At 67.6% G+C, this 25,447-nt stretch carries 23 protein-coding genes; 16 read left to right on the top strand and 7 right to left on the bottom strand.

The genetic code is table 11. The annotated features are described in order from the left end of the window. Positions 1 to 4: 4 nt before the first annotated feature. From hda to folK, 4 genes are read left to right on the top strand one after another with little or no spacing between them, the layout of a single operon-like run. Complete coding sequence (hda, locus tag NX778_RS20500) at positions 5 to 706, top strand: DnaA regulatory inactivator Hda (RefSeq protein WP_258813647.1); 702 nt, start codon at positions 5 to 7, stop codon at positions 704 to 706. Continuing rightward, positions 703 to 1,377 (top strand): histidinol-phosphatase, encoded by a 675-nt coding sequence (locus NX778_RS20505; RefSeq protein WP_258813648.1) that lies wholly within the window; start codon positions 703 to 705, stop codon positions 1,375 to 1,377. The genes hda and NX778_RS20505 overlap by 4 nt, the downstream gene beginning before the upstream one ends. Continuing rightward, the gene (gene pcnB / locus NX778_RS20510) at positions 1,370 to 2,743 is read left to right on the top strand and encodes a polynucleotide adenylyltransferase PcnB (protein WP_258813649.1); all 1,374 of its coding nucleotides are present in this window, start codon (positions 1,370 to 1,372) and stop codon (positions 2,741 to 2,743) included. Before NX778_RS20505 ends, pcnB begins: the two co-directional genes overlap by 8 nt. Further along, positions 2,740 to 3,213, top strand: coding sequence for a 2-amino-4-hydroxy-6-hydroxymethyldihydropteridine diphosphokinase (gene folK, locus NX778_RS20515; RefSeq protein ID WP_258813650.1), 474 nt, complete (start codon positions 2,740 to 2,742; stop codon positions 3,211 to 3,213). Before pcnB ends, folK begins: the two co-directional genes overlap by 4 nt. On the opposite strand, the gene NX778_RS20520 is transcribed toward folK, so the two are convergent. Beyond that, the gene (locus NX778_RS20520; RefSeq protein ID WP_258813651.1) at positions 3,210 to 4,433 is read right to left on the bottom strand and encodes an anion transporter; all 1,224 of its coding nucleotides are present in this window, start codon (positions 4,431 to 4,433) and stop codon (positions 3,210 to 3,212) included. The two genes, folK and NX778_RS20520, sit on opposite strands and share 4 nt — an antisense overlap. Positions 4,434 to 4,545: 112 nt before the next feature. Between NX778_RS20520 and panB the strand changes: the two genes are divergently transcribed. Together panB and thpR are read left to right on the top strand one after the other, a co-directional pair. Beyond that, entirely contained in the window at positions 4,546 to 5,409 is an 864-nt protein-coding gene (panB, locus tag NX778_RS20525; RefSeq protein ID WP_370661356.1) for a 3-methyl-2-oxobutanoate hydroxymethyltransferase, read from the top strand. Positions 5,410 to 5,415: 6 nt separating this feature from the next. Further along, the gene (gene thpR / locus NX778_RS20530; RefSeq protein ID WP_258813652.1) at positions 5,416 to 5,925 is read left to right on the top strand and encodes an RNA 2',3'-cyclic phosphodiesterase; all 510 of its coding nucleotides are present in this window, start codon (positions 5,416 to 5,418) and stop codon (positions 5,923 to 5,925) included. Here thpR and NX778_RS20535 read toward each other — a convergent pair. Continuing rightward, on the bottom strand, positions 5,909 to 7,090 hold the full coding sequence (locus tag NX778_RS20535; RefSeq protein ID WP_258813653.1) for an MFS transporter: 1,182 nt from the start codon (positions 7,088 to 7,090) through the stop codon (positions 5,909 to 5,911). The two genes, thpR and NX778_RS20535, sit on opposite strands and share 17 nt — an antisense overlap. A 116-nt stretch (positions 7,091 to 7,206) precedes the next feature. Between NX778_RS20535 and NX778_RS24610 the strand changes: the two genes are divergently transcribed. The 4 genes from NX778_RS24610 (at position 7,207) to NX778_RS20560 (ending at position 12,621) form a co-directional block, all read left to right on the top strand. Further along, on the top strand, positions 7,207 to 8,766 hold the full coding sequence (locus tag NX778_RS24610) for a methyl-accepting chemotaxis protein (RefSeq protein WP_307728134.1): 1,560 nt from the start codon (positions 7,207 to 7,209) through the stop codon (positions 8,764 to 8,766). 68 nt (positions 8,767 to 8,834) lie between these two features. Then, on the top strand, positions 8,835 to 10,394 hold the full coding sequence (locus NX778_RS20550) for a response regulator (protein ID WP_258813654.1): 1,560 nt from the start codon (positions 8,835 to 8,837) through the stop codon (positions 10,392 to 10,394). A gap of 404 nt (positions 10,395 to 10,798) precedes the next feature. Then, complete coding sequence (locus NX778_RS20555; protein ID WP_258813655.1) at positions 10,799 to 12,025, top strand: hypothetical protein; 1,227 nt, start codon at positions 10,799 to 10,801, stop codon at positions 12,023 to 12,025. 68 nt (positions 12,026 to 12,093) lie between these two features. After that, positions 12,094 to 12,621, top strand: coding sequence for a hypothetical protein (locus NX778_RS20560; RefSeq protein ID WP_258813656.1), 528 nt, complete (start codon positions 12,094 to 12,096; stop codon positions 12,619 to 12,621). Positions 12,622 to 12,695: 74 nt separating this feature from the next. Here NX778_RS20560 and NX778_RS20565 read toward each other — a convergent pair whose 3' ends face one another. Continuing rightward, positions 12,696 to 14,033, bottom strand: a complete 1,338-nt coding sequence (locus NX778_RS20565) for a glutamine synthetase family protein (RefSeq protein WP_258813657.1) — start codon at positions 14,031 to 14,033, stop codon at positions 12,696 to 12,698. Between the two features lie 155 nt (positions 14,034 to 14,188). Here NX778_RS20565 and NX778_RS20570 point away from each other — a divergent pair, with 155 nt between their 5' ends. Beyond that, a complete protein-coding gene (locus tag NX778_RS20570; protein WP_258813658.1) occupies positions 14,189 to 15,265 on the top strand; it encodes a sensor histidine kinase in 1,077 nt (358 codons plus the stop codon). After that, entirely contained in the window at positions 15,262 to 15,999 is a 738-nt protein-coding gene (locus NX778_RS20575; RefSeq protein ID WP_258813659.1) for a LytR/AlgR family response regulator transcription factor, read from the top strand. The genes NX778_RS20570 and NX778_RS20575 overlap by 4 nt, the downstream gene beginning before the upstream one ends. On the opposite strand, the gene NX778_RS20580 is transcribed toward NX778_RS20575, so the two are convergent. Beyond that, positions 15,996 to 17,480 carry an aldehyde dehydrogenase gene (locus NX778_RS20580; RefSeq protein WP_258813661.1) on the bottom strand — a complete coding sequence of 495 codons (1,485 nt, stop codon included), beginning with the start codon at positions 17,478 to 17,480 and terminating at the stop codon, positions 15,996 to 15,998. The two genes, NX778_RS20575 and NX778_RS20580, sit on opposite strands and share 4 nt — an antisense overlap. 98 nt (positions 17,481 to 17,578) lie before the next feature. Here NX778_RS20580 and NX778_RS20585 point away from each other — a divergent pair, with 98 nt between their 5' ends. The 3 genes from NX778_RS20585 (at position 17,579) to NX778_RS20595 (ending at position 19,877) form a co-directional block, all read left to right on the top strand. After that, the gene (locus tag NX778_RS20585) at positions 17,579 to 17,872 is read left to right on the top strand and encodes a type II toxin-antitoxin system HigB family toxin (protein ID WP_258813662.1); all 294 of its coding nucleotides are present in this window, start codon (positions 17,579 to 17,581) and stop codon (positions 17,870 to 17,872) included. Beyond that, on the top strand, positions 17,869 to 18,291 hold the full coding sequence (locus NX778_RS20590; protein ID WP_258813663.1) for a helix-turn-helix domain-containing protein: 423 nt from the start codon (positions 17,869 to 17,871) through the stop codon (positions 18,289 to 18,291). Before NX778_RS20585 ends, NX778_RS20590 begins: the two co-directional genes overlap by 4 nt. 125 nt (positions 18,292 to 18,416) lie before the next feature. Next, positions 18,417 to 19,877: a high affinity choline transporter 1 gene (locus NX778_RS20595; protein WP_258813664.1), complete on the top strand. Its 1,461-nt coding sequence runs from the start codon at positions 18,417 to 18,419 to the stop codon at positions 19,875 to 19,877. Between the two features lie 49 nt (positions 19,878 to 19,926). Here the strand turns inward: NX778_RS20595 and NX778_RS20600 are convergent, their stop codons facing one another. From NX778_RS20600 to NX778_RS20610, 3 genes are all read right to left on the bottom strand, one after another. Further along, entirely contained in the window at positions 19,927 to 21,378 is a 1,452-nt protein-coding gene (locus NX778_RS20600) for an aspartate aminotransferase family protein (protein ID WP_370661357.1), read from the bottom strand. 30 nt (positions 21,379 to 21,408) lie between these two features. After that, positions 21,409 to 22,776 carry a glutamine synthetase family protein gene (locus tag NX778_RS20605; RefSeq protein WP_258813665.1) on the bottom strand — a complete coding sequence of 456 codons (1,368 nt, stop codon included), beginning with the start codon at positions 22,774 to 22,776 and terminating at the stop codon, positions 21,409 to 21,411. Positions 22,777 to 22,899: 123 nt separating this feature from the next. Beyond that, positions 22,900 to 23,658 (bottom strand): gamma-glutamyl-gamma-aminobutyrate hydrolase family protein, encoded by a 759-nt coding sequence (locus NX778_RS20610; protein ID WP_258813666.1) that lies wholly within the window; start codon positions 23,656 to 23,658, stop codon positions 22,900 to 22,902. A gap of 283 nt (positions 23,659 to 23,941) precedes the next feature. On the opposite strand from NX778_RS20610, the gene NX778_RS20615 reads away from it, so the two are divergent. Beyond that, positions 23,942 to 25,393 carry an NAD-dependent succinate-semialdehyde dehydrogenase gene (locus tag NX778_RS20615; protein WP_258813667.1) on the top strand — a complete coding sequence of 484 codons (1,452 nt, stop codon included), beginning with the start codon at positions 23,942 to 23,944 and terminating at the stop codon, positions 25,391 to 25,393. Positions 25,394 to 25,447: the final 54 nt, after the last annotated feature.

Below are 25,447 nucleotides of genomic sequence, written 5' to 3' on the forward strand. Positions count from 1 at the left end.
CGGCATGAAACAACTGGTGCTCGACCTGGGCGCGGAACCGGCACACAGCCTCGAGACCTTCCAGGTCGGCGAGAATGCCGAGCTCGCGTACATGATGCACCTGTTCGCCGAGCGGACCTCGCGCGAGCATTTCGCCTACCTGTGGGGCGAGACCGGGGCCGGCAAGACCCACCTGCTGCAGGCGCTGGCCGCGACCCCGGCCTCGCGCTACATCGCGCACGACGCGCCGGCCGCCGACTTCACCCACAGTCCGGACACCACGCTGTACCTGCTGGACGACTGCAACCTGCTGTCGGCGCAGCGCCAGATCGACGCCTTCGCCCTGTTCAACCAGATCCGCGAGCACGGCGCCTACCTGGTTTCGACCGGGCCGGTGCCGCCCGGCGTGCTGCACGTGCGCGAGGACCTGCGCACCCGCATGGGCTGGGGCCTGGTGTACCAGGTGCAGGGCCTGTCGGACGACCAGAAGATCGCCGCCCTGACCACCGCCGCCGAGGCCCGCGGTTTGACCTTGTCGGCCAGCGTGTTACCCTATTTGCTGTCCCATTTCAAGCGCGACATGCGCTCCCTGTCGACGATGCTCGATGCACTCGATCAGTATTCCCTCGAGACCCAGCGGCCGGTCACGCTGCCGCTGCTGCGCGACCTGTTGCTTCAAGGGAACCCGACGCCACCCGCGAATTTAGCTGCGGACCCCAAGGAATGAAAAAACTCGCCCTGTTTGACCTCGACCACACCCTGCTGCCGATCGATTCGGATTACGAATGGGGCCAGTTCCTGGTGCGCACCGGCGCGGTCGATGCCGCCGAATACCAGCGCCGCAACGACCAGTTCTTCGCGCAGTACCAGGCCGGCACCCTCGACCCGGTCGAGTACCTCGAATTCGCGCTCGGCACGCTGGCGCGCTTCCCGCGCCGCGAGCTGGACGCGATGCACCGGCAGTACATGGCCGAGGTGGTCCATCCCGCCATCCGGCCCAAGGCGGTGGAGCTGGTGCAGCGCCACCTCGACGCCGGCGACCTGGTCGCCATCATCACCGCCACCAACCGCTTCGTCACCGCGCCGATCGCGCACGCCTTCGGGGTCGAGCACCTGATCGCGGCGCAGCCGGAAGAAGACGAGCACGGCAACCTGACCGGCAAGCTGGCCGGCACGCCCACCCAGGGCCAGGGCAAGGTCGAGCACATGCACGCATGGCTAGGCCGCCTCGGCACGCCGTTCGACAGCTTTGCAAGCAGCCATTTCTACAGCGATTCGCACAACGATCTGCCGCTGCTGTCGGTCGTGTCCCATCCGGTCGCGACCAATCCCAGCGATCGCCTGAAGCAACACGCGACCGCGCAAGGCTGGCCTTTACTCCTTCTGTTCAATGATTAAAAAATTCTTCCGTAAAATTCTTGGCGTGAAAGACCAGCGCGATCCGACCGAGCCCCTGATCCTCGGCCCCGAAGAACACGGGATCGATCCCAAGCTCGTCTCGCCGAATGCGGTGCGGGTGACCCAGACCCTGCAGGAAGCCGGCTTCAAGGCCTTCGTGGTGGGCGGCGCCGTGCGCGACCTGCTGCTGGGGGTGAAGCCGAAGGACTTCGACATCGCCACCGACGCCACGCCGGAAGAGGTCAAGCGCCTGTTCCGGCGCGCCTTCATCATCGGCCGCCGGTTCCAGATCGTGCACGTGATGTTCGGCCAGGAGCTGCTGGAAGTGACCACCTTCCGCGGCAATGGCAGCAACAACGCGCCCAAGGACGAGCATGGCCGCGTGCTGCGCGACAACCAGTTCGGCCCGCAGCACGAGGATGCGGCGCGGCGCGACTTCACCATCAACGCGATGTACTACGACCCGGCCACGCAGTCGGTGCTGGACTACCACGGCGGCACCGCCGACATCCGCGACAAGCTGCTGCGCATCATCGGCCAGCCGGAAGCGCGCTACCGCGAAGACCCGGTGCGCATGCTGCGCGTGGTGCGTTTCGCCGCCAAGCTGGGCTTCACGATCGAGCCGGCCACGCGCGCGCCGATCCCGGTGATGGCGCCGCTGATCGACAACGTGCCCACCGCGCGCGTGTTCGACGAAATGCTCAAGCTGCTGATGAGCGGGCACGCGATGGCCTGCCTGAACCAGCTGCGCGCCGCCGGCCTGCACCATGGCCTGCTGCCGCTGCTGGACGTGGTGCTGGAACAGCCGATCGGCATGAAGTTCGTCACCCTGGCGCTGGAATCGACCGACGACCGGGTCAAGGCCGGCAAGGGCGTGTCGCCGGGCTTCCTGTTCGCCTCGCTGCTGTGGCACCAGGTGCTGGAAAAGTGGAACGCCTACCGCGCCGCCGGCGAAGCGCCGATCCCGGCCCTGCACCTGGCCGCCGACGACGTGCTGGAAGCGCAGACCGAGAACCTGGCCCTGCAGCGCCGCATCGCCTCCGACATGCGCGACATCTGGGCCATGCAGCCGCGCTTCGAGCGCCGCACCGGCAAGGGTCCGTACAAGCTGCTGGAAAACCAGCGCTTCCGCGCCGGCTACGACTTCCTGCTGCTGCGCTGCGAATCGGGCGAACTCGAAACGGAACTGGGCGACTGGTGGCAAGCGTTCGTGGACGGCGACACCGCCGAGCGCGAGCGCCTGCAGAGCAATACCAGCCAGACCGGCGGCGGCGCCAAGCGCAAGCGCGCGCCGCGCCGCTCCAAAAAGCGTGGCGCCGGCGAAGGCGGCGAAGCACCGGCCGCGGCCGCACCGGGCGGGGAATGATCGCCTACATCGGCATCGGCGCCAACCTGGGCGATGCCCGCGCCAACGTGCAGGATGCGATCGCACGGCTGGCGCACCTGCCGCGCACGCGCCTGCTGCGCGCCTCCGGCAGCTACCGCACGGCGCCGATCGATTCGTCCGGCCCCGACTACATCAATGCCGTCGCCAGCCTCGACACGGCACTCGACGCCCACGCCCTGCTGGCCGAACTGCAGGGGATCGAGCTGGCCCACGGCCGCGAGCGCCCCTACCGCAACGCGCCGCGCACGCTGGACCTCGACCTGCTGCTGTACGGCGACGCCATCATCGACACCCCCGCCCTCGCGGTGCCGCATCCGCGCATGCTGGAGCGCGCCTTCGTGCTGGCGCCGCTGCTGGAGATCGCCCCCGACATCGAGGTCCCCGGCCACGGCGCGGCGCGCGAGCGCCTGGCCGCCGTCGCCGGGCAGGCGATCGAGCGCCTGGATTAAAAGCGCAGCGCCAGCCAGGCGCCGGAGATGGCCAGCGTCGCCAGCGTGACCGGCACCCCGACCCGCGCGTGGCGCTTCCAGTCGATGACGATCCCGCGCCTGGCCGCGGCGTCGACCACGATGATGTTGGCGATGCTGCCGACAATCAGCAGATTGCCCGCCAGGGTGCTGACCAGGGCCAGCATCACGCCGCCGATCGGGCCGTGCACGACCGGGATCAGCAGCATCACCGCCGGCACGTTGGACACCAGGTTGGACAGCAGGAAGGTGGCGCCGAACAGCGCTCCCGGCTGGTCCAGCCGCACCCCGAGCGATGCCAGCCAGCTGATCGCCTGCCCGGTCAGGCCGGTGCTTTGCAGCGCGTGGTTCACCACGAACAGGCTCATGAACAGCACCAGCAGTTCCCAGTCCACCAGCCCCAGCATATTGCGCGAGCGTAGCTGGCGGCTCATCAGCAGGACGCCGGCGCCGATCAGCGCCATGTGCTCGCGCGGCCACGGCGCCACCAGGAAGGCCACCAGCAGCGCGCCGGCGATCGCCAGGCCCTTGCCGGTCTGCCAGGCATCGAAGGGCACCACGGTCTCGGCCGCCTCGGCGGCAAGCGTTGCGCCGGCATCGCTCCAGCGTCCGCCGGTCTGCCAGACGATCAGCGCCCAGCTCGCGAGCAGGCCCAGGCTCACCGGCACGATGGCGTCCAGGAAGTAGCCGTAGAAAGGCAGGCGCAGGGTCTGCCCGATCAGCATGTTCTGCGGATTGCCGATCAGGGTGGCGGCGGAACCGATATTCGCGGCGCAGGCCAGCGCCAGCAGGAAGGGCACCGGCGCAAGCTTGCGCTGCCTGCAGGCGTCGACCAGTACCGGCGCCATCGCCAGGCACACGATGTCGTTGCTGAAGACGGCGGACAGCGCGGCCGCGACCACGACCAGCACCGCCAGCAAGGCGGCGGGACCCAGCGCCAGGCCGCCCAGCTTGCGGGTGATCCAGTCGTAGAATCCGCCGAGCCGCATTTGCGCCGACACCACCATGAAGGAGAACAGCAGGGTCATGGTCGGCAAGTCGACGGCCGCCACCGCTTCCTCCAGGCTCAGCGCATTGATGCTGACCAGCGCGATCGCGCCCAGCAGCGCCACGCCGGTGCGGTCGAGCTTCAGATAAGGCAGCCCGCCGAGGATCATGCCCAGGTAAACGATAAGAAAGATGATGAGGATAGTCGTCGCCATTGTTTCATCTTAACAAAAACGGAAATGGCGGCGGCAGGACCTGCACCGGGCCGGGCAAGATTTTGGCGGCGGCATTACACTACGCCGTCGGATTTTCAATTGAAGGATTTGTATGAGCGGATATCTGCAGGGTAAGGACATGGCCGGTGGCAGCGTGCCGGCGCCGGCGCCCGTCACGCCGGTCGCCAAGGCGGTGACCATCCCCGCGCTGCTCGCGATGCGCGCGGCCGGCGAGAAGATCGGCATGCTGACCTGCTATGACGCCAGCTTCGCGGCGCTGATGGAGCGCTGCGGCGTCGACGTGCTGCTGATCGGCGACTCGCTCGGCATGGTGTGTTCCGGCTACGACTCGACGCTGCCGGTGACGGTGGCCGACGTCGCCTACCACACGGCGGCGGTGGCGCGCGGCAGCAAGAACGCGATGATCGTGGCCGACCTGCCCTTCGGCAGCTACGGCACGCCCGAACAGGCCCTGGCCAGCTCGGTGGCCCTGATGCAGGCCGGCGCCCACATGGTCAAGATCGAGGGCGGCGCCTGGCTGGCCCCGACCATCCGCTTCCTGGTCGAGCGCGCGGTGCCGGTGTGCGCCCACATCGGCCTGACCCCGCAGTTCGTGCACCAGCTGGGCGGCTACAAGGTGCAGGGCAAGACCGAGGAGTCGGCCGAGGGCCTCAAGCGCGATGCGCTGGCCCTGCAGGAAGCCGGCGCGGCCATCGTGCTGCTGGAAGCGGTTCCGGCCGCGCTGGGCAAGGAAGTGACCGCGATGCTGACGGTCCCGACGATCGGCATCGGCGCCGGCCCCGACTGCTCGGGCCAGGTGCTGGTGATGCACGACATGCTGGGTGTCTTCCCCGGCCGCAAGGCGCGCTTCGTACGCAATTTCATGGAAGGCCAGACCAGCGTCGAAGGCGCCGTGCGCGCCTATGTCGCCGCGGTCAAGGACGGCAGCTTCCCGGCGCAGGAGCACTGCTTTTAGGACGCGATGGACGCGCGCCCGGCCAGTTCCCGCCTGTTCCTCGCGCTGTGGCCCGAGCCGGCCGTGCGCGAGGCGCTGCGCGGCTGGCGCGAGCTGTGGAGCTGGCCGCGCGGCGCCGCGCCGGTGGCGGCCGACAAGCTGCACATCACCTTGCACTTCCTCGGCGACCATCCCACCGCGCGCCTGCCCGAACTGATGGACGGCCTCGCGGTTCCCTTCACTCCCTTCCAGCTCCAGCTTGGCGTGCCGGCCGTCTGGCCCGGCGGCATCGCGGTGCTCGAACCCGCGCACCAGCCGGTCGAGCTGCTGCAGCTGCACCGCCATCTCGGCCAGGCCCTGCTCGACCTGGAACTGACGCCCGAAGCGCGCGCCTACAAACCGCACGTCACCATGGCGCGCCGCGCCGCCCACGCCGGCATGCCCGCCGCCGGAGCGGAGCTGGCCTGGGACATCGACGGCTACTGCCTGGTCGAGTCGCGCGGCGGCAGCTACACCGTGCTCACCCGATATTCCTAGCCGGGTGGCGGGCGAGGCTGCGCTGCACCTGCCACGACAGCGGCAGGGTCAGCAGCACCAGCGCGGCCAGCGCACCGAATGCCGGCGGGATGCCGGCCGCATCGCCCAGGCGGCCGAACAGCACCGGCGCCAGCGCGCCCGCGCCGATGGTCCCGGTGTAGAACAGCGCGAACGCGCTTTCGCGTTGGCCCGGCGCCGCCAGCTCGGGCACCGTGCCGTACAGCACTGACGAGGTACCGTTCAAGACGACGCCCAGCAACAGCAGCAGCGCCATCACGCCGCCCAGCGGCAGCCACACCGCCAGCACGATCAGCAGCGCGGTGGCGCTTTCCGTCAGCCAGACCGTCTTCATCATGCCGATGCGCGCCCCCAGGTAGCCGCAGGCCAGCTTGCCGCAGGCGCCGCCGATGAACAGCAGCGACAAGGCCAGGCCGATGCCGGCCGTGCCGGCCCCTTTGCCTTTCAGGAGGAAGGGCAGGAAGGTCAGGAAGCCCATGCGCACTGCGCTGTCGAGCGCGCCGGTGAGCAGCAGCGCGACAAGTCCGCTGTCCAGGCCCCGCCTGCCAGCCTGCGCCGGGCCGTGTTCCTGTTCCGCGGCAGGCGCGGGCGCAGCCGGGATCAGCCAGGCCAAGAAGCCCGCCGTGGCCAGCCCCAGCAGGCCCATCAGCGTGACGCTGGCGCGCCAGCTGAGCACCACCAGCAGCAATCCCACCAGCGCCGGCAGCAGGGTCTTGCCGATGTCGCCGGCAAAGTTGTACTGCGCCAGCGCCTGCTTGACGCCGCCGCCCTCCTCGTGGCCGTCGGCCACCATCGACGAGGCCAGCGGATGCTGCACGCTCGCGCCCAGTCCGCCTAGGAGCAGCGCGCCCAGCAACAGCGCCATGCCACCCGCCTGGCCGGCCAGAACGAAGGCCCCGCCCGCCAGCGCCGTGCCGCCGACCAGCAGGCGGCGCCGGCCCCAGCGCCGCGCTGCCCGGCTCGCCAGCAGCTGGAAGCCGGCCATCGTGCCCGCATAGCTGGCGCGCAGCAGGCCCACCTGCGCATAGCTGATGCCGAACTGGGCCTGCCAGACCGGCAGCAGCACGTAGATCAGGTCGGTGAGTCCGTCATGGACGGCGTGGGCGCCGCCGGCGGCCAGGAGGGAGCGGGAACGTCGCGTTCGCATGAAGTCTTCGGTAAATGTCCAGCCGTCACTATACGCAGGATTGGGTGTCGCGCCATGCCAACATTGCAATGACGTTAACTTGTGCGATGCACAATAAGCGCTCTACACTGCCGCGCATGAAACTCTCCCGAAAATTACCGATCGCCTTCACGGCGGTCGCCCTGGTGGTCGCCTGCGCCGGTGGCTTCGGCCTGTTGCGGCTGAACGAGGCGCTGGCCGAATACCGCCGCGTCACCGAAGTCGACTACGCCAACGAGCAGGCGATCAGCTCGATGCTGGTCGAGTTCAAGACCCAGGTGCAGGAGTGGAAGGACACGCTCCTGCGCGGCCAGGATCCCCAGCAGCTGGACAAGTACTGGACCGCCTTCCAGGCCCACGAACGCAAGGTCGGCGACGCCGCGCGCGCCCTGCACGGCACCCTGCCGGACGGCGAGGCGCGCCAGCTGGTCGACCAGTTCGCCGAGGCGCACGCAACGATGGGCGTGGCCTACCGCAAGGGCTTCGCGCTGTTCAGGGACGCCGGCTTCGAAGCCGCCGCCGGCGACGCCGCCGTCAAGGGCCAGGACCGCAAGCCGGCCGCGCTGCTGGACCAGGCGCGCGAACGCATCACGGCCGACCTCAAGGCGCGCGCCATCGCCACCCAGCAGATGAGCGCGCGGGCCGACACCCTGAGCCTGGCGATGATGCTGCTGGCCTTCCTGGCCGCGGTCGGCGGCGGCGTGCTGCTGTCGCGCTCGATCACGCGGCCGCTGGACGCCGCGGTGGCGGTGGCCGAACGGGTCGCCGCGGGCGAGCTGGACGTGAACATCGGCGCCGCCGCCAACGATGAAACCGGCCAGCTGCTGGCCGCGCTGCGCACCATGTCCGGCAAGCTGTCGCAGATGGTCAGCCGCATCCGCCACAGCAGCGACCAGTTCACCGAGGGCGCGGGCCAGATCGCATCCGGCACGGTCGACTTGTCGGCGCGCACCGAGCAGCAGGCCGCCGCGCTGGAAGAAACCGCTTCGTCGATGGAACAGCTGACCGCCACCGTGCGCCAGAACCTGGCCGGCGCCACCGAAGCGGACCAGCTGGCGCGCGCCGCATCCAGCGTGGCCGCGCGCGGCGGCGACGCGGTGTCGCAGGTGGTCGGCACCATGCAGCACATCAGCGCCGACGCGAAGAAAATCTCCGACATCATCGCCGTGATCGACGGCATCGCGTTCCAGACCAATATCCTGGCGTTGAACGCGGCGGTGGAAGCGGCCCGCGCCGGCGAGCATGGGCGCGGCTTCGCGGTCGTCGCCAGCGAGGTGCGCGCGCTGGCCCAGCGCAGCGCCGCCGCGGCCAAGGAAATCAAGACCGTGATCACGCACTCGGTCGAGCGCGTCGACGCCGGCAGCCGCCAGGTCGCCAGCGCCGGCGCCACCATGCAGGAAGTGGTGGCCAGCATCCAGGGCGTGACCACCATCATGGCCGGCATGCTGGCCGCGACCCATTCGCAGAGCGACGGCATCGAACAGATCAACCGTGCGCTGGCCGAACTGGACGAAGTCACCCAGCACACCGCCGCGTTGATGGAGGAAGCGGCGGCCGCCGCCAATTCCATGCGCGAACAGGCAGGGGAGCTGAGCGATTCGGTGGCCGTGTTCCAGCTCGGCCGCAGCGGCGCGCGCGCCGTACCGCTGTTGCATTGATTGCGGCGGCTGGCGCCCGGCGGCGGCTGTTGTTACACTCGGGGAAGTTTCCTAAACAATAAGCCCCCATGGACAAGACCGCCGCCGTCCTCATCGTCGACGACTATCTGCTGATCCGCACCGCGGTGCGCCAGGTGCTGGCCGAACTCGGCTTCACCAACGTGTTCCAGGCCGACAACGGCAAGGCGGCCCAGGACCTGATGCAGCGCCAGCGCATCGACGTCGTGATTGGCGACTGGGGCATGCCGGTGATGAGCGGCATCGACTTGCTCAAATGGATGCGGCGCGACCTGCACTACGCCGCCATCCCCTTCATGATGCTGACCGCCGAAGCCAACCCCGCCTCGGTGCGCACCGCGCTGGAAGCGGGCGTGAACGCCTACATGATCAAGCCGTTCACCGTGCACAGCTTCGCCAGCAAGTTCATGGCGATGGTCGGCCCGATGCTGGAAGGCCCGGACGGGGCGGCGGCGCCGGTGCCGGAAGCCGCGCCGGCCACGCCGCAGGTGGCGGCCGGCGACGTCATCGGCCTGGCGCCGCCGATCGCCGAACGGCTGCGCAAGTGCACCGTGCTGATCGTCGACGACATCGCCACCAATATCGAAGTGCTGGCCGGGACCCTGAAGGACGACTACGCGATCAAGGTCGCGATCAACGGCAAGAATGCGCTCGAGATCGCCAACGCCTTCCATGTCGACCTGATCTTGCTCGACATCATGATGCCGGTGATGGACGGCTTCGAGGTCTGCCGCCAGCTCAAGGCCAAGCCGAAGACTGCGCACATCCCGATCATCTTCCTGTCCGCGCGCGACGGCGTCGAGGACGTGGTGGCCGGCCTGAAGCTGGGCGCGGTCGATTACGTGTCCAAGCCGGCCGACCCGACCATCCTGAAGGCGCGGCTGTCGGCGCACCTGACGCTGGCGGCGGCGATGGCCGACCTGAAGCAGCAGAATGCGCAGCTGGTCGAGACCGCACACCTGCGCGAAGACGTCGAGCGCATGATCCGCCACGACCTGAAAAGCCCGATCGCGGTGGCGATGCACGGCGCCCAGTCGCTGCTGGCAAGCGAATTGACGCGCGGCCAGCGCGACAGCGCGCGCATGATCGAGCAAGCCTCCGCCAACGCACTGGAAATGATCAACCGCACGCTCGACCTGTACAAGATGGAAAAGGGGGAGTACCGGCCGCAGCTGGAACAGTTCGACCTGTCCGCGCTGCTGCGCAAGGTGGCCGAGCAGGCCGCGCTGGCCTTCGGTGCGCGCGGCGTGCGCGTGCTGGTGAACGCGCCGTCGGCCCCGGTGCGCTGCCTGGGCGAGCCGCTGCTGTGCTATTCGATGTTCAACAACGCCCTGAAGAATGCGGCCGAGGCCTCCCCCGACGACGCGGCCATCACGGTCGACCTGGCGCCCGGCTACGGCGCGGCGCATGTGGTCGTCGAGAACCGCGGCGAGGTGGCGCCGGCGATGCGCGAGCGCTTCTTCGACAAGTACGCGCCCTCCGACAAGGTGGGCGGCCACGGCCTGGGCACCTACTCGATCCGCCTGATGGCCGCGGTGCAGGGCGGCGACGTGGCGATGAGCACGGGCAATGGCGTGACGCGCCTGACCTTTACCCTGCCCTCGGTCTGATCGCCCCGGATCGCCACGTTCACATCACTGCAAGCGCCGCTACCTGGAGGTTCAGGTAACGGCCTTGTTGGCACTCAAGCCCTGCCCGCACCGGGCAAACCTCCAAATCACATCAGTGACGCCGCCCGCCCAAAGACGCAGCGTGAGGCTCCAAGAGGTGATCTCACTCAAGGTCGTCTATCGAACCTTCTGCCGCAGCGCATCCCGTACTGCGGCCCACCTGCCATCCTATGTCGCCAACATTGAAAGGGCACCAAAGCATGGCGATCTACACCTGCTCGACACCCTGAAACCTGCGAAAGGAGGTGCCCACACCTCAGCATGACGAGCAGCGATCGTGCAAGTCCGCTTTGATGGCAGCCGTGGTAGCTGCCATCTTTTTGTGCAGTCTTGAAGGAGACATCATGAAGCACAGACTTCCGATCCTGATCCTGGCAGGCGCGACCGTCGCCGCGGTCCTGTCCGCGTGCGGTGGCAGCGGCGCACCTCCGGCAACGGGCATGCCGCAGTTTGCCGCACAGCTGACGGCAGTCCCTGTCCGCGCTGTGCGGTTGTACAACAGCGGCGACCCGTCCGCGCCGGCCACGCCGCCGCTGCAGCTGACGATCGCCGACGGACAAGCCAAAGTCTGCCAGCGCAAGACCAACGATACGCTGGTTTGCGCCCAAGTCGGGGCTGCACTGCCCCCCGCAACTGCGGTCAACTACTGGCGCCTGCCGGACGGCACCGATGTCCTCACCTACACCCGGGCGCCTGGCGTGGCTGGCATCCCTGACCCGGACGCAAAAGCCGCCGTGGCGTTCCAGGCCGCTTTCAACGGCGCCGCCCGGGCCGTGCAGGCCTACAGCGCCAGCCTGCCGCGCACGCTTGGTCGCCTGATTGCCGTCGGCGAGGCCGGCTGCGAGACGGCGCAGGACGACGACAGTGGCAACTGCACCGGCAACGGCGAAGACCCGGGCGGGGGCGACAACGCCGGCGGTATTCCGGTGGTTACCGTCACCCCGCCGCCGCCCGACCCGGGACTGCCCACAGGTGGCAGCAGTGGCGGCGGTACCAGCGATCCACCGACCGGCACCCCGGACGGCAGTGGCAATGATACTGGCGATGGCAGGGCCAGCCCGCAGGCGCCGGTGGTTGTGGTGCACGGCACCCCAGACCCGGTGGCGTCGATCCCGATCGTCATCATTCCCGGTACCCCGTTCGCGGACCTGCTGCCGCCCACCAACCCAGTGGAGCAGCTGGCCGCAGGCGCACCCAACAGCTGCGTGAACGGCGGCATCATCGTCGTCTGCATCCGGGGCACCCGGCCACCGTCGGTAGTCGGGGAACCGCAACTGCCCTCCGGTCCAACGCCGTGGTTCCCGCAAAGCTGGTGCGACTGGGCGCACATATTCTGCAGCGCCGGCCAGGTGCCGCGCGCCCCCAACCCGACCCCGGCGCCGGGCAACCAGAGCTGGCCGAACCAGGAAAAGTTCAACCAGTGCATGGACAAGGCCAGGGCCAGGGCCAAGGAGTGTATCGCGATGAAGGACCTGTATCCTGTCGACGCGACGGAGCAATGCATACATGAAGCGGCCCAGATGGTGTACGAGTGTAACCTGCTATACGGTAACCCCACGACGTCGCCCTGAACCAGCGTCCGAACGATTCCGCCCTCCACGCCAGCGCTCCGGCACGGGGGCCCAACAAGGAGTTTTTCATGCCCGTGACTACCTATCTCGCCCTGGGCGTCTCCGCCGACGGTGCCCTGCTGGTACAGCGCTCATTCCTCGACGGCGGAGCGGTCGGCACACGCCCGATCTACACCTGCGCGCTGGCTGCCCTCGATGCGCAGGGCGGCGCCTTCGCGACCGAATGGCTCGGTGCGATCACGCTGAACCTGCTGCCGATAAATTTCTCGCACTGTGACTACATCCGGCCGCCAGCCGCGCAGCTGAAGGAGATCGCGCGCGACCGCCTGATCCCCGTCAGCATCGAGCCCTGCCCGACCCGGCCGGCCCACCTGCGCGTACACGCGCCGGCGGCACCGGACCGGCTGGTGATCGAGCGCGACCAGCCGTGGCCAGTGCTGCGCCAGGCGCCGGCCAGCCTATTGCTGGCAGCACTGGCGCTATCCGGCCCGCACCAGGCCGCGCAAAGGGTCGGGCGTGCGCTGCTGAACGAACTGGCCATACTGCACCCGGACGCCATCGCATGCTGGCCGCAGCTAGCGCCCCGATCTGCTTAGGGGAGGTGTACGTTCGCAATCGAGCAGCTGGCGAATGCCCATTTCCGATAGATCTTTGGGAGCGTCCCTGATCACTAGACCAGCAGCATCAGGTGCTCGCGCTCCCACGAGCTGATCACCCGCGAAAAGGTGGCGAACTCCAGTTCCTTGACCTCACAGAAGGCCTGCACGAACAGCGCGCCCAGCATGTCCGCCAGCGGCGGGCACTTGCGCATGCGCAGGATGGCGTCCTCCAGGTTGCGTGGCAGGTTGTCGTGCACCTGCTCGGCCGAATCATAGGTCGGCGCGGTCGGCCGCAGCCCTTCCACCATGCCGAGATAGCCGCAACTGAGCGTGGCCGCCATCGCCAGGTAGGGGTTCACGTCCACGCCCGGCACGCGGTTCTCGACGCGCCTGTTCTCGGGCGTGGAATTGGGGATGCGGATGCCGCAGGTGCGGTTGTCGTAGCCCCAGTGGACATTGGTCGGCGCCGACTGGAAGCGCGACAGCCGCCGGTAGGAATTCACGTGCGGCGCGAACATCAGCAGCGCCGACGGCACGTATTTCTCCAGCCCGGCGATGAAGCTGGCGAACAGCGCGCTTTCGCCGCCGTCCGGATCGGAAAAGATGTTGGCGCCGGTCCGCGCGTCCACCACGCTCTGGTGCACGTGCATCGCGCTGCCCGGCTCGGTCTCCATCGGCTTGGCCATGAAGGTGGCGAAAATGCCATGCCGCAGCGCCGTCTCGCGCACCGCGCGCTTGAACAGGAAGGCACGGTCGGCCAGCTCGAGCGCGTCGCCATGGGCGAAATTGATTTCCATCTGGCCTGCGCCCGCTTCGTGGATCAATGTCTCCACGCCCAGCTCGTGTTCCTTGCAGAAGGCCGACAGCTCCAGGAAGAAGGGATCGAAGTCGTTGACCGCGTCGATCGAGTAGGATTGCCGCCCCAGCTCGGTCATGCCGCTGCGGCCCATCGGCGGCATCAGGGGCTCGTGCGGGTTGGCGTTGCGCGCGACCAGGTAGAACTCCATCTCGGGCGCCACCACCGGCCGCCAGCCGCGCTCCGCGTAGCGCGCCAGCACCCGGCGCAGGACATTGCGCGGCGCCAGTTCGACCGGGCTGCCGTCGAAGTTCTGGCAGTCGTGGATCACCAGCGCCACCGACTCCGACGCCCACGGCACCACCCGCATGGTGGCCGGGTCCGGCACGCAGACCATGTCGGGATCGGTGTCGCCGACGTAGGGCGTGTTGTTGGGCTGCTCGCCGTTGACCGTGTTCAGCAGCACGCTCTTGGGCAGGCGCATGGTGTCGGCGCCCAGGAACAGGTCTTTCGGCAGGATCTTGCCGCGCGCGATGCCGGTCATGTCGACGATGACGCACTCGACTTCGTGGATCCCGTGTACCCGCAGGAAATCCTGCATGCTGCCGCTCATCGTTCTCCCCAGGGGATGCCGATGCACCCGAGGATAGCACCGGCGCCGCCGTGGCCGCGCGCCGCTGGATCCCGGCTTCCCGCGATTCGATCACCGTTTCCCGCAGTTCGTTCCAATTCTGGCCGCCTGGCTGCAATCTCGGCGATACTGGCGGCATGAATAATCCCGCCCCGTCCCGCTTCGCGCTCGACCCCATGTGGCGCATCTACGCCGCCGCCTGGCTGGGCTACGCGCTGTTCATCGGCTTCGTGGCCCAGCTCGAAGGGCTGGCCCGCGGCCAGCTCAACTGGATGGTGTCGGCCAAAGTGGCCTGGGGTGTGTTGCCGGAAGCGCTACTGCTGGCCCTGGTGTGGCCGCTGACCGGCTGGCTGCAGCGCCGGCAAGGTCCGCGCGCCGTCGTGTTCGCCGTGCACGCCATCGCCGGGCTGGCCTCGGCCACGGTGTCGACCGGACTGATGTGGCTGAGCTCGGAGGCGACGACGACCTCGCTGGTGCGCTGGGTCTGGCCCTTCCTGTACAGCCTGATGATCTATATCGTGGTGGCGGTCGCCTTCTACCTGGTGCGCATGAGCCGCGCCGCCCAGCGCCACGCGCTCGCCTTCGAACAGGCCCAGGGCCTGCTGGTGGCGGCCGAACTGGACGCCCTGCGCAGCAAGCTCAATCCCCACTTCCTGTTCAACACCCTGCACTCGATCATCGCCCTGACCCGCAAGGATCCGCGCGCGGCCGAGGCGGCGCTGTTCCGCTTCTCCGACATGCTGCGCTATGTGCTGGACACCGAAAAGAACGGCAGCGACCGCGTGACCGTCGACGACGAGCTCGACTTCGTGCGCGACTACCTCGACCTCGAAGCGCTGCGCCTGGGCGACCGGCTGCGCGTGGACTGGGACGTCGAGCCCGAGGCCGGCAGCCGCACGCTGCCGCCGCTAACCTTGCAGCCGCTGGTGGAAAACAGCATCAAGCACGCCTTCAACCCGCGCAGCCAGCCGGGCCAGCTGGCGATCCGGGTCGCGCTCGACGCCGGCCAGCTGTCGCTGTCGGTCTCCGACGACGGGCCCGGCGCCGATCCGGCCGCGGTGGCCGCCTCGCGCGGGCTGGGCATCCGCACCGTGGAGCGGCGCCTGCGGCTCGGCTACGGGCCGCGCGCGGCATTCAAGGTCGACACCGCGCCCGGCGCCGGCTTCCGGGTCGCGCTGTCGGTGCCGGTCGAGCAAACCGGGGTGGCCGCATGACGACCGTCTTCATCGCCGAAGACGAACCGCTGGCGCGCGAGACCCTGCGCGACGCCATCCTGGCCCGCGCCGAGCTGCAGCTGGTGGGCGAGGCGCCCGACGGCGCACTGGCGCTCGAACGCATCAACGCGCTGAAACCCGACGTGGTGTTCATGGACATCCAGATGCCGGAGCTGACCGGGCTGGAAGTGCTGCAGCGCCTGGCGCACCTGCCGGCGATCATCTTCACCACCGCCTTCGACCAGTACGCGGTCACCGCCTTCGAGCTGAACGCGGTCGACTACCTGCTCAAGCCCTTCACGCGCGAGCGCTTCGACGCCGCCGTCGACCGCGTGCTGGCCGAACGGGGCGCCCCGGCCGAGATCCTGGCGCAGTCGCTGGAGCAGGCGCGCGGCAAGGCCGCCGGGCCGCTCGAACGCATCCTGGTGCGCGACCGCGGCCGCATCTTCCCGCTGGTGCTGGACGAGATCGCGTACCTGAAGGCCGATTCCAAGTACACCGCGATCGTGGCGCGCGGGCGCACCTTCCTGGTCCGGATCGGCATTTCGGAACTGGAGGCGCGGCTGGACCCGAAGCGCTTCGTGCGCATCCACCGCTCGGCGCTGGTCAACCTCGATTTCGTCGAATCGATGAAGGCCGACGAGCAGTCGCTGCTGGAGCTGGAAATGCGCGACGGCACCCGCCTGACGGCCAGCCGCGAAGCCTCGCGCATGCTGCGCGAACTGGCGATCTAGACCTGGATCCAGGTGGTCTTCAACTCGGTGTACTTGTCGAAGGCGTGCAGCGACTTGTCGCGCCCGTTGCCGGACTGCTTGTAGCCGCCGAAGGGCACCGTGATGTCGTCGTTGTCGTACTGGTTCACGTGCACGGTGCCGGCACGCAGGGCGCGCGCGGTGCGGATCGCGCGGCTCATGTCCGCCGTCCACACCGCCGCCGCCAGCCCGTAAGGCGTGGCATTGGCCTGGCGTACCGCTTCGTCGAGGTCGGTGAAGGCCAGCACCGACAGCACCGGGCCGAAGATCTCCTCGCGTGCGATGCGCATGTCCTGCCGCACGCCGTCGAACAGGGTGGGCGCCACATACAGGCCGCCGGACTCCTCGCGCGCCGCCGCGCCGCCGGCCAGCAGGCGCGCGCCCTCTTCCTTGCCCGACTCGATGTAGCCGAGCACGGACTTCATCTGGACCTGGTCGACGATCGCGCCCATCACGGTCTTTTCGTCGAGCGGATCGCCCGGCGCGAAACGCGGCACCAGCGCCAGCGCGCGTTCGAGGAAGGCGTCCTTGATCGAGGCCTCGACGAACAGGCGCGAGGGCGCGTTGCAGCTTTCGCCCTGGTTGAAGTAGATCGAGCCGATCGCCGCCGACACCGCCGCATCGAGGTCCGGGCAGTCGGCGCAGACGATGTTGGCGGACTTGCCGCCCAACTCGGTCCAGGCCCGCTTGAGGTTGGACTGGCCGGCCATCTGGACGATCTGCTTGCCGGTGCGGGTCGAGCCGGTGAAGGCGATGCAATCGACGTCCATGTGCAGGCCGAGCGCGCGGCCGGCCTCAATGCCGAAACCCGGCAGCACATTGAACACGCCGGGCGGCACGCCGGCCTCCAGCGCCAGTTCGGCCAGGCGGAGCGCGGAGAGCGGCGCCTTCTCGGACGGCTTCAGCACCAGGCTGTTGCCGGCCGCAAGGGCGGGGCCGATCTTCCACGCGGCCATCAGCATCGGATAATTCCACGGGATGATCGCGGCCACCACGCCGACCGGCTCGCGCGTGACCAGGGCCAGGCTGTCTTCCGGGCTGGGCGCGACCTGGTCGTAGATCTTGTCGACCGCCTCGCCGTACCAGCGGATGCAGTTCTGGGCCAGCTGTACGTCCACCGACAGGCTGTAGCGGATCGGCTTGCCCATGTCGAGGGTCTCCAGCAGCGCCAGCTCGTCGCGGTGCTGGAGCATCAGGTCGGCGAAGCGCACCAGCACGCGCTTGCGCTCGGCGGGCGCCTTGCCGGCCCAGCGCCGGTCCTCGAAGGCGGCGCGGGCGGCGGCCACGGCCGCATCGACGTCGGCCACGCCGCAGCGCGCCACTTCAGCCAGCTTGCGTCCGTCGACCGGGGACATGCAATCGAAGCGCAGGCCGGAACGGGCGTCACACCGTTCGCCCCCGATGAATGCACTTCCCTTGATCTCAAGCCGGGCGGCATAGGCCGGCCAGTCAGTTCCGCTCATATTGCCTCCGCTGAAAAGACCTTATTCTCGAACGATGATAGCGAGCCTGGTGCAAACCGGCACGACCAGAACGACAAGGTACATCATTTCTTCGAGCGATGAATCTCATCTACAAATCGGAGGTAGCCAAGTTTGCGACTACGCATCCCGAAGCGGCTGCGAGACTCGACGGTTGGATGATTGAGAACGCTACTGTGCACAGCTTCAGCGAACTTAAGCAGGTGTACCGGCGATGCGACTATGTACCGAAGCGCTTTACTATCTTCGATGTCGGCGGAACTTCTTACCGGGTCGTCACCACGATTGATTACCGCAACCAAAGGGTCTACATTCACAAGGTGCTCACACATGCGGAATACGACCAGTGGACTCGAAAGAACAGACGGAAATGACAAAGCACCTGACGCCCGCGCAAATTCCTGAGCTCGCCGAGACATGGACTTCGCTCCAGCGGTATGCGCCATTACGTCCTATTCAGACCGCCGACGACTTCGAGCGCGTGGCCGCGCTGGCCCAGATCCTTGCCGAGACGGTTGGCGACGACGCCAGCCACCCGCTGTATTCCTTGTTCGAACTGACGATGAGCTTGATCGAGAAATGGGAAGATGCACACCTCCGCCTGCCCGAGGCCGAACCACGCGACGTGCTCCGGTGCCTGCTCGAAGCCAATGACCTGGAGCCGACAGACCTTGGCGATGTTGCCGCGCCTGAGCTTCTGGGCGACATCCTTTCGGGCCAACGCGACATCGACGAGGACCTGGCAAAGGCCCTATCCAAGCGCTTCCATATCGATGTCAAGGCGTTCATTTAAGGTGCTCGCCCGGCACTATCGCAAAACGTCCACAATCGCTCGACAAACCGTTCCACTGGCCAATTCTGCGGCTATAATCGCCCAATTTTCCAGCAGCAATCCCCGCCCGTGGAGCGAACTCTTCAATGAATTTCACTTTGATCACCTGCGTCGTGCTGTATTTACTCGGCACGCTCGGCCTTGGCGTCTGGGCCGGCTCGCGCATCAAGAACACGGCCGACTTCGCGGTCGCCGGGCGCAGCCTGCCGCTGATCATGGTCGTGACCACCACCTTCGCCACCTGGTTCGGCGCCGAGACGGTGATGGGCATCCCGGCCCGCTTCGTGCAGGGCGGCTTGAATTCGATCATCGACGACCCGTTCGGCGCCGGCACCTGCCTGATCCTGGTCGGGCTGTTCTTCGCCACCCGCCTCTATAAACTGAACCTGCTGACCATCGGCGACTACTACCGCCAGCGCTTCGGCAAGGGCATCGAGGTGTTCTGCTCGCTGGCGATCATGCTGTCCTACCTGGGCTGGGTGGCGGCGCAGATCACCGCGCTGGGCCTGGTGTTCTCGGTGCTGACCAATGGCGCGATGAGCGAGGTCGCCGGCATGATCGTGGGCACCCTGGCGGTGCTGATCTATGTGGTGGTGGGCGGCTTCCTGGCGGTCGCGCTGACCGACTTCATCCAGATGATCGTGCTGGTGATCGGCCTGTCGATCATCGCGATGTTCTCGGCCGACCTGGCCGGCGGCAGCGGCCAGGTGATCAATATGCTCACGGACAAGCACCTGTGGAACTTCCTTCCGGAGGCGAAGTTTTCGGACATGGCGATGTTCATCGGCGCCGGCGTCACCATGATGTTCGGCTCGATCCCGCAGCAGGACGTGTACCAGCGCGTGATGTCGGCCAAGGACGCCAGGACGGCGCGCGCCGGCGCGGTGATCGGCGGCTCCAGCTACATCCTGTTCGCGGCGGTGCCGATGTTCATCGTCGCCTGCGCGGTGGTGGTGATGGGCCAGCACGCGCTCGAAATGGCCAAGGACGACTACCAGCGCCTGCTGCCGACCTTCGTCATGACCCGCATGCCGCTGGTGATGCAGATCCTGTTCTTCGGCGCGCTGCTGTCGGCGATCAAGAGCACCTCGTCGGCCACGCTGCTGGCGCCGTCCACCAGCTTCGTCGAGAACATCCTGAAGAACCTGCGCCCGCACATGAACGACCGCCAGCAGCTGTTCGCGATGCGCGCCACCATCGTGGTGTTCGCGGGCCTGGTGCTGCTGTACGCGATCGCGATGCGCGGCACCTCGATCTACGACCTGGTCGGGCAGGCTTACCAGATCACGCTGGTGGGCGCCTTCGTGCCGCTGGCGATGGGGCTGTACTGGAAGCGCGCGACCACGCAAGGGGCGATCGTGTCACTGGCCGCGGGCATCGTGACCTGGATCGTGTTCTTCCCGCAGGTGAGCAAGCTGGGCGAGCAATTCCCGGGGCAACTGGCGGGCTTGATTGCGGCGTTTGTCGGGATGATCGCGGGGTCGCTGGCGCCGCAGGTGCTCAAGAATCGCCACGAGCCGCATCATTCGGCCGAGATTCACGCCTGACTCTACGCTGGCAAAATGGGGTTCCCGCGCACGCGGGAACCCCATTTCCTCACCCGACCAATCCGCGCGCCTTCAGATCGTTTAGCGTCAGATCCAGGCACGCCCAGATCCGCTCCGCCATCTCATCGATCTGCTGCCGCGTGATGACCAGCGGCGGCGCCACGATCATCCGGTCCCCCACCGCGCGCATGATGACGCCGTTGTCGAACATGTGTCCGCGGCAGATCATCCCCACCGCATCTTTGGCCGCGAAGCGCTCGTTCGCATGCACCGACCCACGCTTGACGCGCACCAGGTCGAGCGCCGCCACCAGAGCGCAGGTCTCGGCCTGCCCCACCAGCGGATGCAGGGCCAGCCCGGCGAATGCCGCTTTCAAGTGCGGCCCGGTCTCCGCCGCCACCTTCTCGACCAGCTTTTCCTCGCGCAGGATGCGGATGTTCTCCAGCGCCGCCGCGCACGCCACCGGGTGGCCGGAATAGGTGAAGCCGTGGTTGAAGTCGCCGCCGCGTTCGACCAGCACCTCGGCCACGCGCGCCGACACCAGCACCCCGCCCAGCGGCACATAGCCTGAGGTGACGCCCTTGGCGAAGGCGATCAGGTCCGGCTGGAAGCCCATCAGCTCGCAGCCGAACCAGCGCCCCAGCCGCCCGAAGCCGCAGATCACTTCGTCCGACACCAGGAGGATGCCGTACTTGTCGCAGATGCGCTGGATCTCCGGCCAGTAGGTCGGCGGCGGGATGATCACGCCGCCCGCTCCCTGCACCGGCTCGCCGATGAAGGCCGCGACCTGGCCGGCGCCCAGTTCGAGGATCTGCTCCTCCAGCCAGCCGGCCGCCTTGATGCCGAATTCCGCCTCGCTCATGCCCTGCCCCGCTTCGGCGTAGCTGGGCTGGCCGATGTGGACGATGCCGGGGATCGGCAGCCCGCCCTGCGCGTGCATGCCGGCCATGCCGCCCAGCGAGGCTGCCGCCATCGTGCTGCCGTGGTAGGCGTTGCGGCGGCTGATGATCACTTGGCGCTGCGGCTGCTCCATCAGGTCCCAGTAGCGCCGCACCATGCGCACCACGGTGTCGTTGGCCTCCGAACCGGAGCTGGTGAAAAACACGTGGCCGAATTTCGGCGGCGCCAGCTGCGCCAGCTGCTCGGCCAGCAGCACCGCCGGCACGTTGGTGGTGTTGAAGAAGCTGTTGTAGAAGGGGAGCGCCTGCATCTGCGCGTAGACCGCGTCCGCGATGCCGGTGCGGCCGTAGCCCACGTTCACGCACCACAGGCCGGACATGCCGTCGATGATCTTGCGCCCGTCCGAATCCCACAGGTAGATGCCGTCGCCGCGCACCATCACGCGCGCGCCGCCGCGCTGGCGCAGCAGCGCGTGATCGGTGAAGGGATGCAGGTGGTGGGCCGTGTCGAGCTGCTTCAGCGCGGCGGTATCGTAGACGGTGGCTCCGGTGCCGGCTTGCAGCTCTGCGGCGCCCGGCAGCGCCTCTTGGATCAAGGCCATGATGGCCTCCTTGGTTGGGACTACGCTGGGTCAGACGTGCAGCAGCAAGTGCTCCCGTTCCCACGGGCTGATGACCGTCATGAATTCCTGGTGTTCGAGTTCCTTGATCGCCGCGTACACGTCGATGAAGCGTTCGCCCAGCACGTGGCGCAGCTTGGCGTCGGCGCGCAGCAGCTCCAGCGCTTCCGGCAGTCCCTGCGGCAGCTCGACCTTCATGTCGTAGGCGCTGGCCTCGACCATCGCGGTCGGCTCGATCTTCTCCAGCATGCCGAGGTAGCCGCAGGCCAGCGTCACCGCCAGCGCGAGGTAGGGATTGGCGTCGGCGCCGATCACGCGGTTCTCCACGCGCCGGTCCTGCGCGCCCGACACCGGCACCCGGAAGCCCACCGTGCGGTTGTCCACGCCCCACTGCAGGTTGATCGGCGCGGCGGTGTGGCGCACGATGCGGCGGTAGGAGTTGACATAGGGCGCGACGATCGCCATCGCCGACGGCATGTAGCGCTGCAGGCCGCCGATGTAGTGGTGGAAGATGGCGGCCTCGGAGCCGTCCGGGTTGCTGAAGATGTTGCAGCCATGCTCGTCGACCACGCTCTGGTGCACGTGCATCGCCGACCCGGGCTCGCCGCCCATCGGCTTGGCCATGAAGGTGGCGTACATGTCGTGCTTGAGCGCGGCCTCGCGCAGGGTGCGCTTGAAGTAGAACACCTTGTCGGCCAGCCCGAGCGGGTCGCCGTGCTGGAAGTTGATCTCCATCTGCCCGGCGCCGATCTCGTGGATCAGCGTATCGACGTCGAGGTTCATCATGTCGCAGTAGTCGTAGATGTCCTCGAACAGCGGGTCGAATTCATTGACCGCGTCGATGCTGTAGACCTGGCGGCTGGTCTCGGAGCGCCCGCTGCGGCCGATCGGGGACGTGAGCGGCAGGTTGGGGTCGATGTTCTTGGCGGTCAGGTAGAACTCCAGCTCGGGCGCGACCAGCGGCTTCCAGCCCTGCTCGCAGTACAGCCGCAGCACCCGCTTGAGCACCGAGCGCGGCGCGAAGTCGACCAGCGCGCCGTCGGCGAAATAGCAGTCGTGGATCACCTGAGCGGTCGGGTCCACCGCCCACGGCACGGTGGTGATGGTGGTGGGGTCGGCCTTGAGGATCATGTCGCGGTCGGTGCTGGAGATCGCGCGCTCGAAGGCTGCGTCGCCGCTGGGCGAATTGCCGGTGACGGTCATGCCCAGCACGACCTCGGGCAGGCGCATGCCGCGCTCCTCGGTGAACTTCACGCGCGGCAGGATCTTGCCGCGTGCTACCCCGGTCAGGTCCGGCACCAGGCATTCGATTTCGGTGACTCGCTTCGCATTGAGCCACTCGTCCATATCGGTGTAACTGAAATTGTCGCGGATTGCCATGTATCGCCTCACTGTCTGTTGGATCGGCCGCAGGCGCGCGGAAGCGCGGCCCGGCGGGGCCATGGAAAGGACAGCGGCGAAACTACGGGACGGCGCGCGCCGCCCACTTTTCGTAGGCGGTGGTCATGTTCGGCTCCGTTTCCCTGCCTGGTAGGCGCGGCAGGCCTCACCGAAGGCCCCGAACATCTTCATCGAGTAGGGGTTGTGCGTGATGCGCCATTCCGGGTGCCATTGCAGCGCCAGCGTGAAGCCGGGCGCGGTGCCGACCGAGAATGCCTCGACCAGGCCGTCTTCCGCGGTGGCTTCCACCACCAGCCCCGGCGCCAGTTCCTTGACACCCTGGCCGTGCAGCGAATTGACCGGGATTTCGGGCACGCCCAGCAGCTGTTCCAGCATGCCGCCGGGTACCAGCTGCACCTTGTGCGCATCGCCGTACTGCTCGTCCATGCCGAGCTCGGGATTCTCGCGGTGGTCCATCTTGCCGGCCACCGTCTGCACGGCCTGGTGCAGGCTGCCGCCGAGCGCCACGTTCATCTCCTGGAAGCCACGGCAGATCGCGATCAGCGGAATGCCGCGCGCCACCGCGGCGCGCACCAGCGGCAAGGTGGTTTCGTCGCGCGCGCGGTCCTGCGGCAGCGAGGGGTCGAGCACGTCCTGGGAGTAATAGCTGGGATGCACGTTCGAGGCCGAACCGGTCAGCATGATGCCGTCGATCAGCGCCAGCACGGTGTCGAGATCGAGGTCGGCGCCAAGCGAGGGCAGGATCATCGGCGCGCAATCGGCGCCCAGCATCACCGCGTCGACATACTTGTACTGTGCCGCGTGATACGGGTGCTCGCCAAAATCGCGCGTGCAAGCCGGAACGATAACGATGGGGCGCATGGTCTCCCTACCCTCGTAGTGTGACGCATAGGAACCATCATAATTGCATTCAGGTCCGAATGCGAGTGGCCATTAATCCAGGTCAAAATCACGCGCAGCCATGCCACGCGGATCGGAAAAATCTGCTAGTCGCCGCGCGCGTTGTGCGCGCTGTCCATGGCAAAAGCTTAACGGCAAGCGGGGAAAGGTGCCAACACGAACCGAACAGGGATAGGGGCCGTCCGGCGAAGACGTGAGAAAAGCACTAACATGGCTGGATTGACCAGACACCGACGAGGCCCCCATGCTGAACCTGAACGACCCCTCCCTGCTGCGCCAACAGGCTTACATCGACGGCGAATGGTGTGACGCCAGCGGCGGCGCCACCGTCGAAGTGCACAACCCCGCCACCGGCGAATTGGTCGGCACCGTTCCGCACATGGGCGCGGATGAAACGCGGCGCGCGATCGATGCCGCCCGCGCGGCCTGGCCGGCCTGGCGCAAGAAGAGCGCCAAGGAACGCGCCGCGATCCTGCGCAAGTGGAGCGACCTGATGCTGGCCAACGCGGACGACCTGGCGCAGCTGATGACGGTGGAACAGGGCAAGCCGCTGGCCGAATCGAAGGGCGAGATCGGCTATGCCGCCTCGTTCTTCGAGTGGTTCGGCGAGGAAGCCAAGCGCGCCGACGGCGACGTGCTGCAGTCGCCGTGGCCCGACCGCAAGCTGATCGTGACGCGCGAGCCGATCGGCGTGTGCGCCGCCATCACGCCGTGGAACTTCCCGTCCGCGATGATCACCCGCAAGGTCGCGCCGGCGCTGGCGGCCGGCTGCCCGATCGTGCTCAAGCCATCCGAACTGACGCCCTATTCCGCGTTCGCACTGGCGGTGCTGGCCGAACGCGCCGGCGTGCCCAAGGGCGTGTTCTCGATCGTCACCGGCGACGCCAAGGCGATCGGCGGCGAGATGACCGGCAACCCGACCGTGCGCAAGCTGAGCTTTACCGGCTCGACCGCCGTCGGCCGCCTGCTGATGGAGCAATGTGCGCCGACGGTCAAGAAAATCTCGCTGGAACTGGGCGGCAATGCGGCCTTCATCGTCTTCGACGACGCCGACCTCGACGCCGCGGTGGAAGGCGCGATCGCGTCCAAGTACCGCAACGCCGGCCAGACTTGCGTGTGCGCCAACCGCCTGTACGTGCAGGACGGGGTGTACGAGGAGTTCGCGCGCAAGCTGGTCGAGAAGGTGCGCGCGCTCAAGATCGGCAACGGCCTCGACGCCGGCGTGAACCAGGGGCCGCTGATCAACGAAAAGGCGGTGGAAAAGGTCGAGGACCACATCGCCGATGCGCTGGCCAAGGGCGCGCGGCTGCAGCTGGGCGGCAAGCGCAGCGCGCTCGGCCACAGCTTCTTCGAGCCGACCGTGCTGGCCGATGTCACGTCCAACATGAAAGTCGCGCACGAGGAAACCTTCGGCCCGCTGGCGCCGCTGTTCCGCTTCAAGACCGAGGAGGAAGTGATCGGGATGGTCAACGACACCGAGTTCGGCCTCGCCTCCTACTTCTACTCGCGCGATATCGGCCGGGCCTGGCGCGTCGCCGAGGCGATCGAGACCGGCATGGTCGGCGTCAACACCGGCCTGATCTCGAACGAGATCGCGCCCTTCGGCGGGGTCAAGCAGTCCGGCATGGGCCGCGAGGGCTCGAAGTACGGCATGGATGACTACCTGGTGATCAAGTACATCTGCATGGGGATGTAAGTTGCAATGCGCGATATATGCATTGAATGATAATTATTATTCTTGCATAGCGAA

Origin of the sequence: Massilia terrae, from assembly GCF_024753145.1 — a bacterium.
In the GTDB taxonomy this organism is placed as follows: domain Bacteria; phylum Pseudomonadota; class Gammaproteobacteria; order Burkholderiales; family Burkholderiaceae_D; genus Telluria; species Telluria terrae.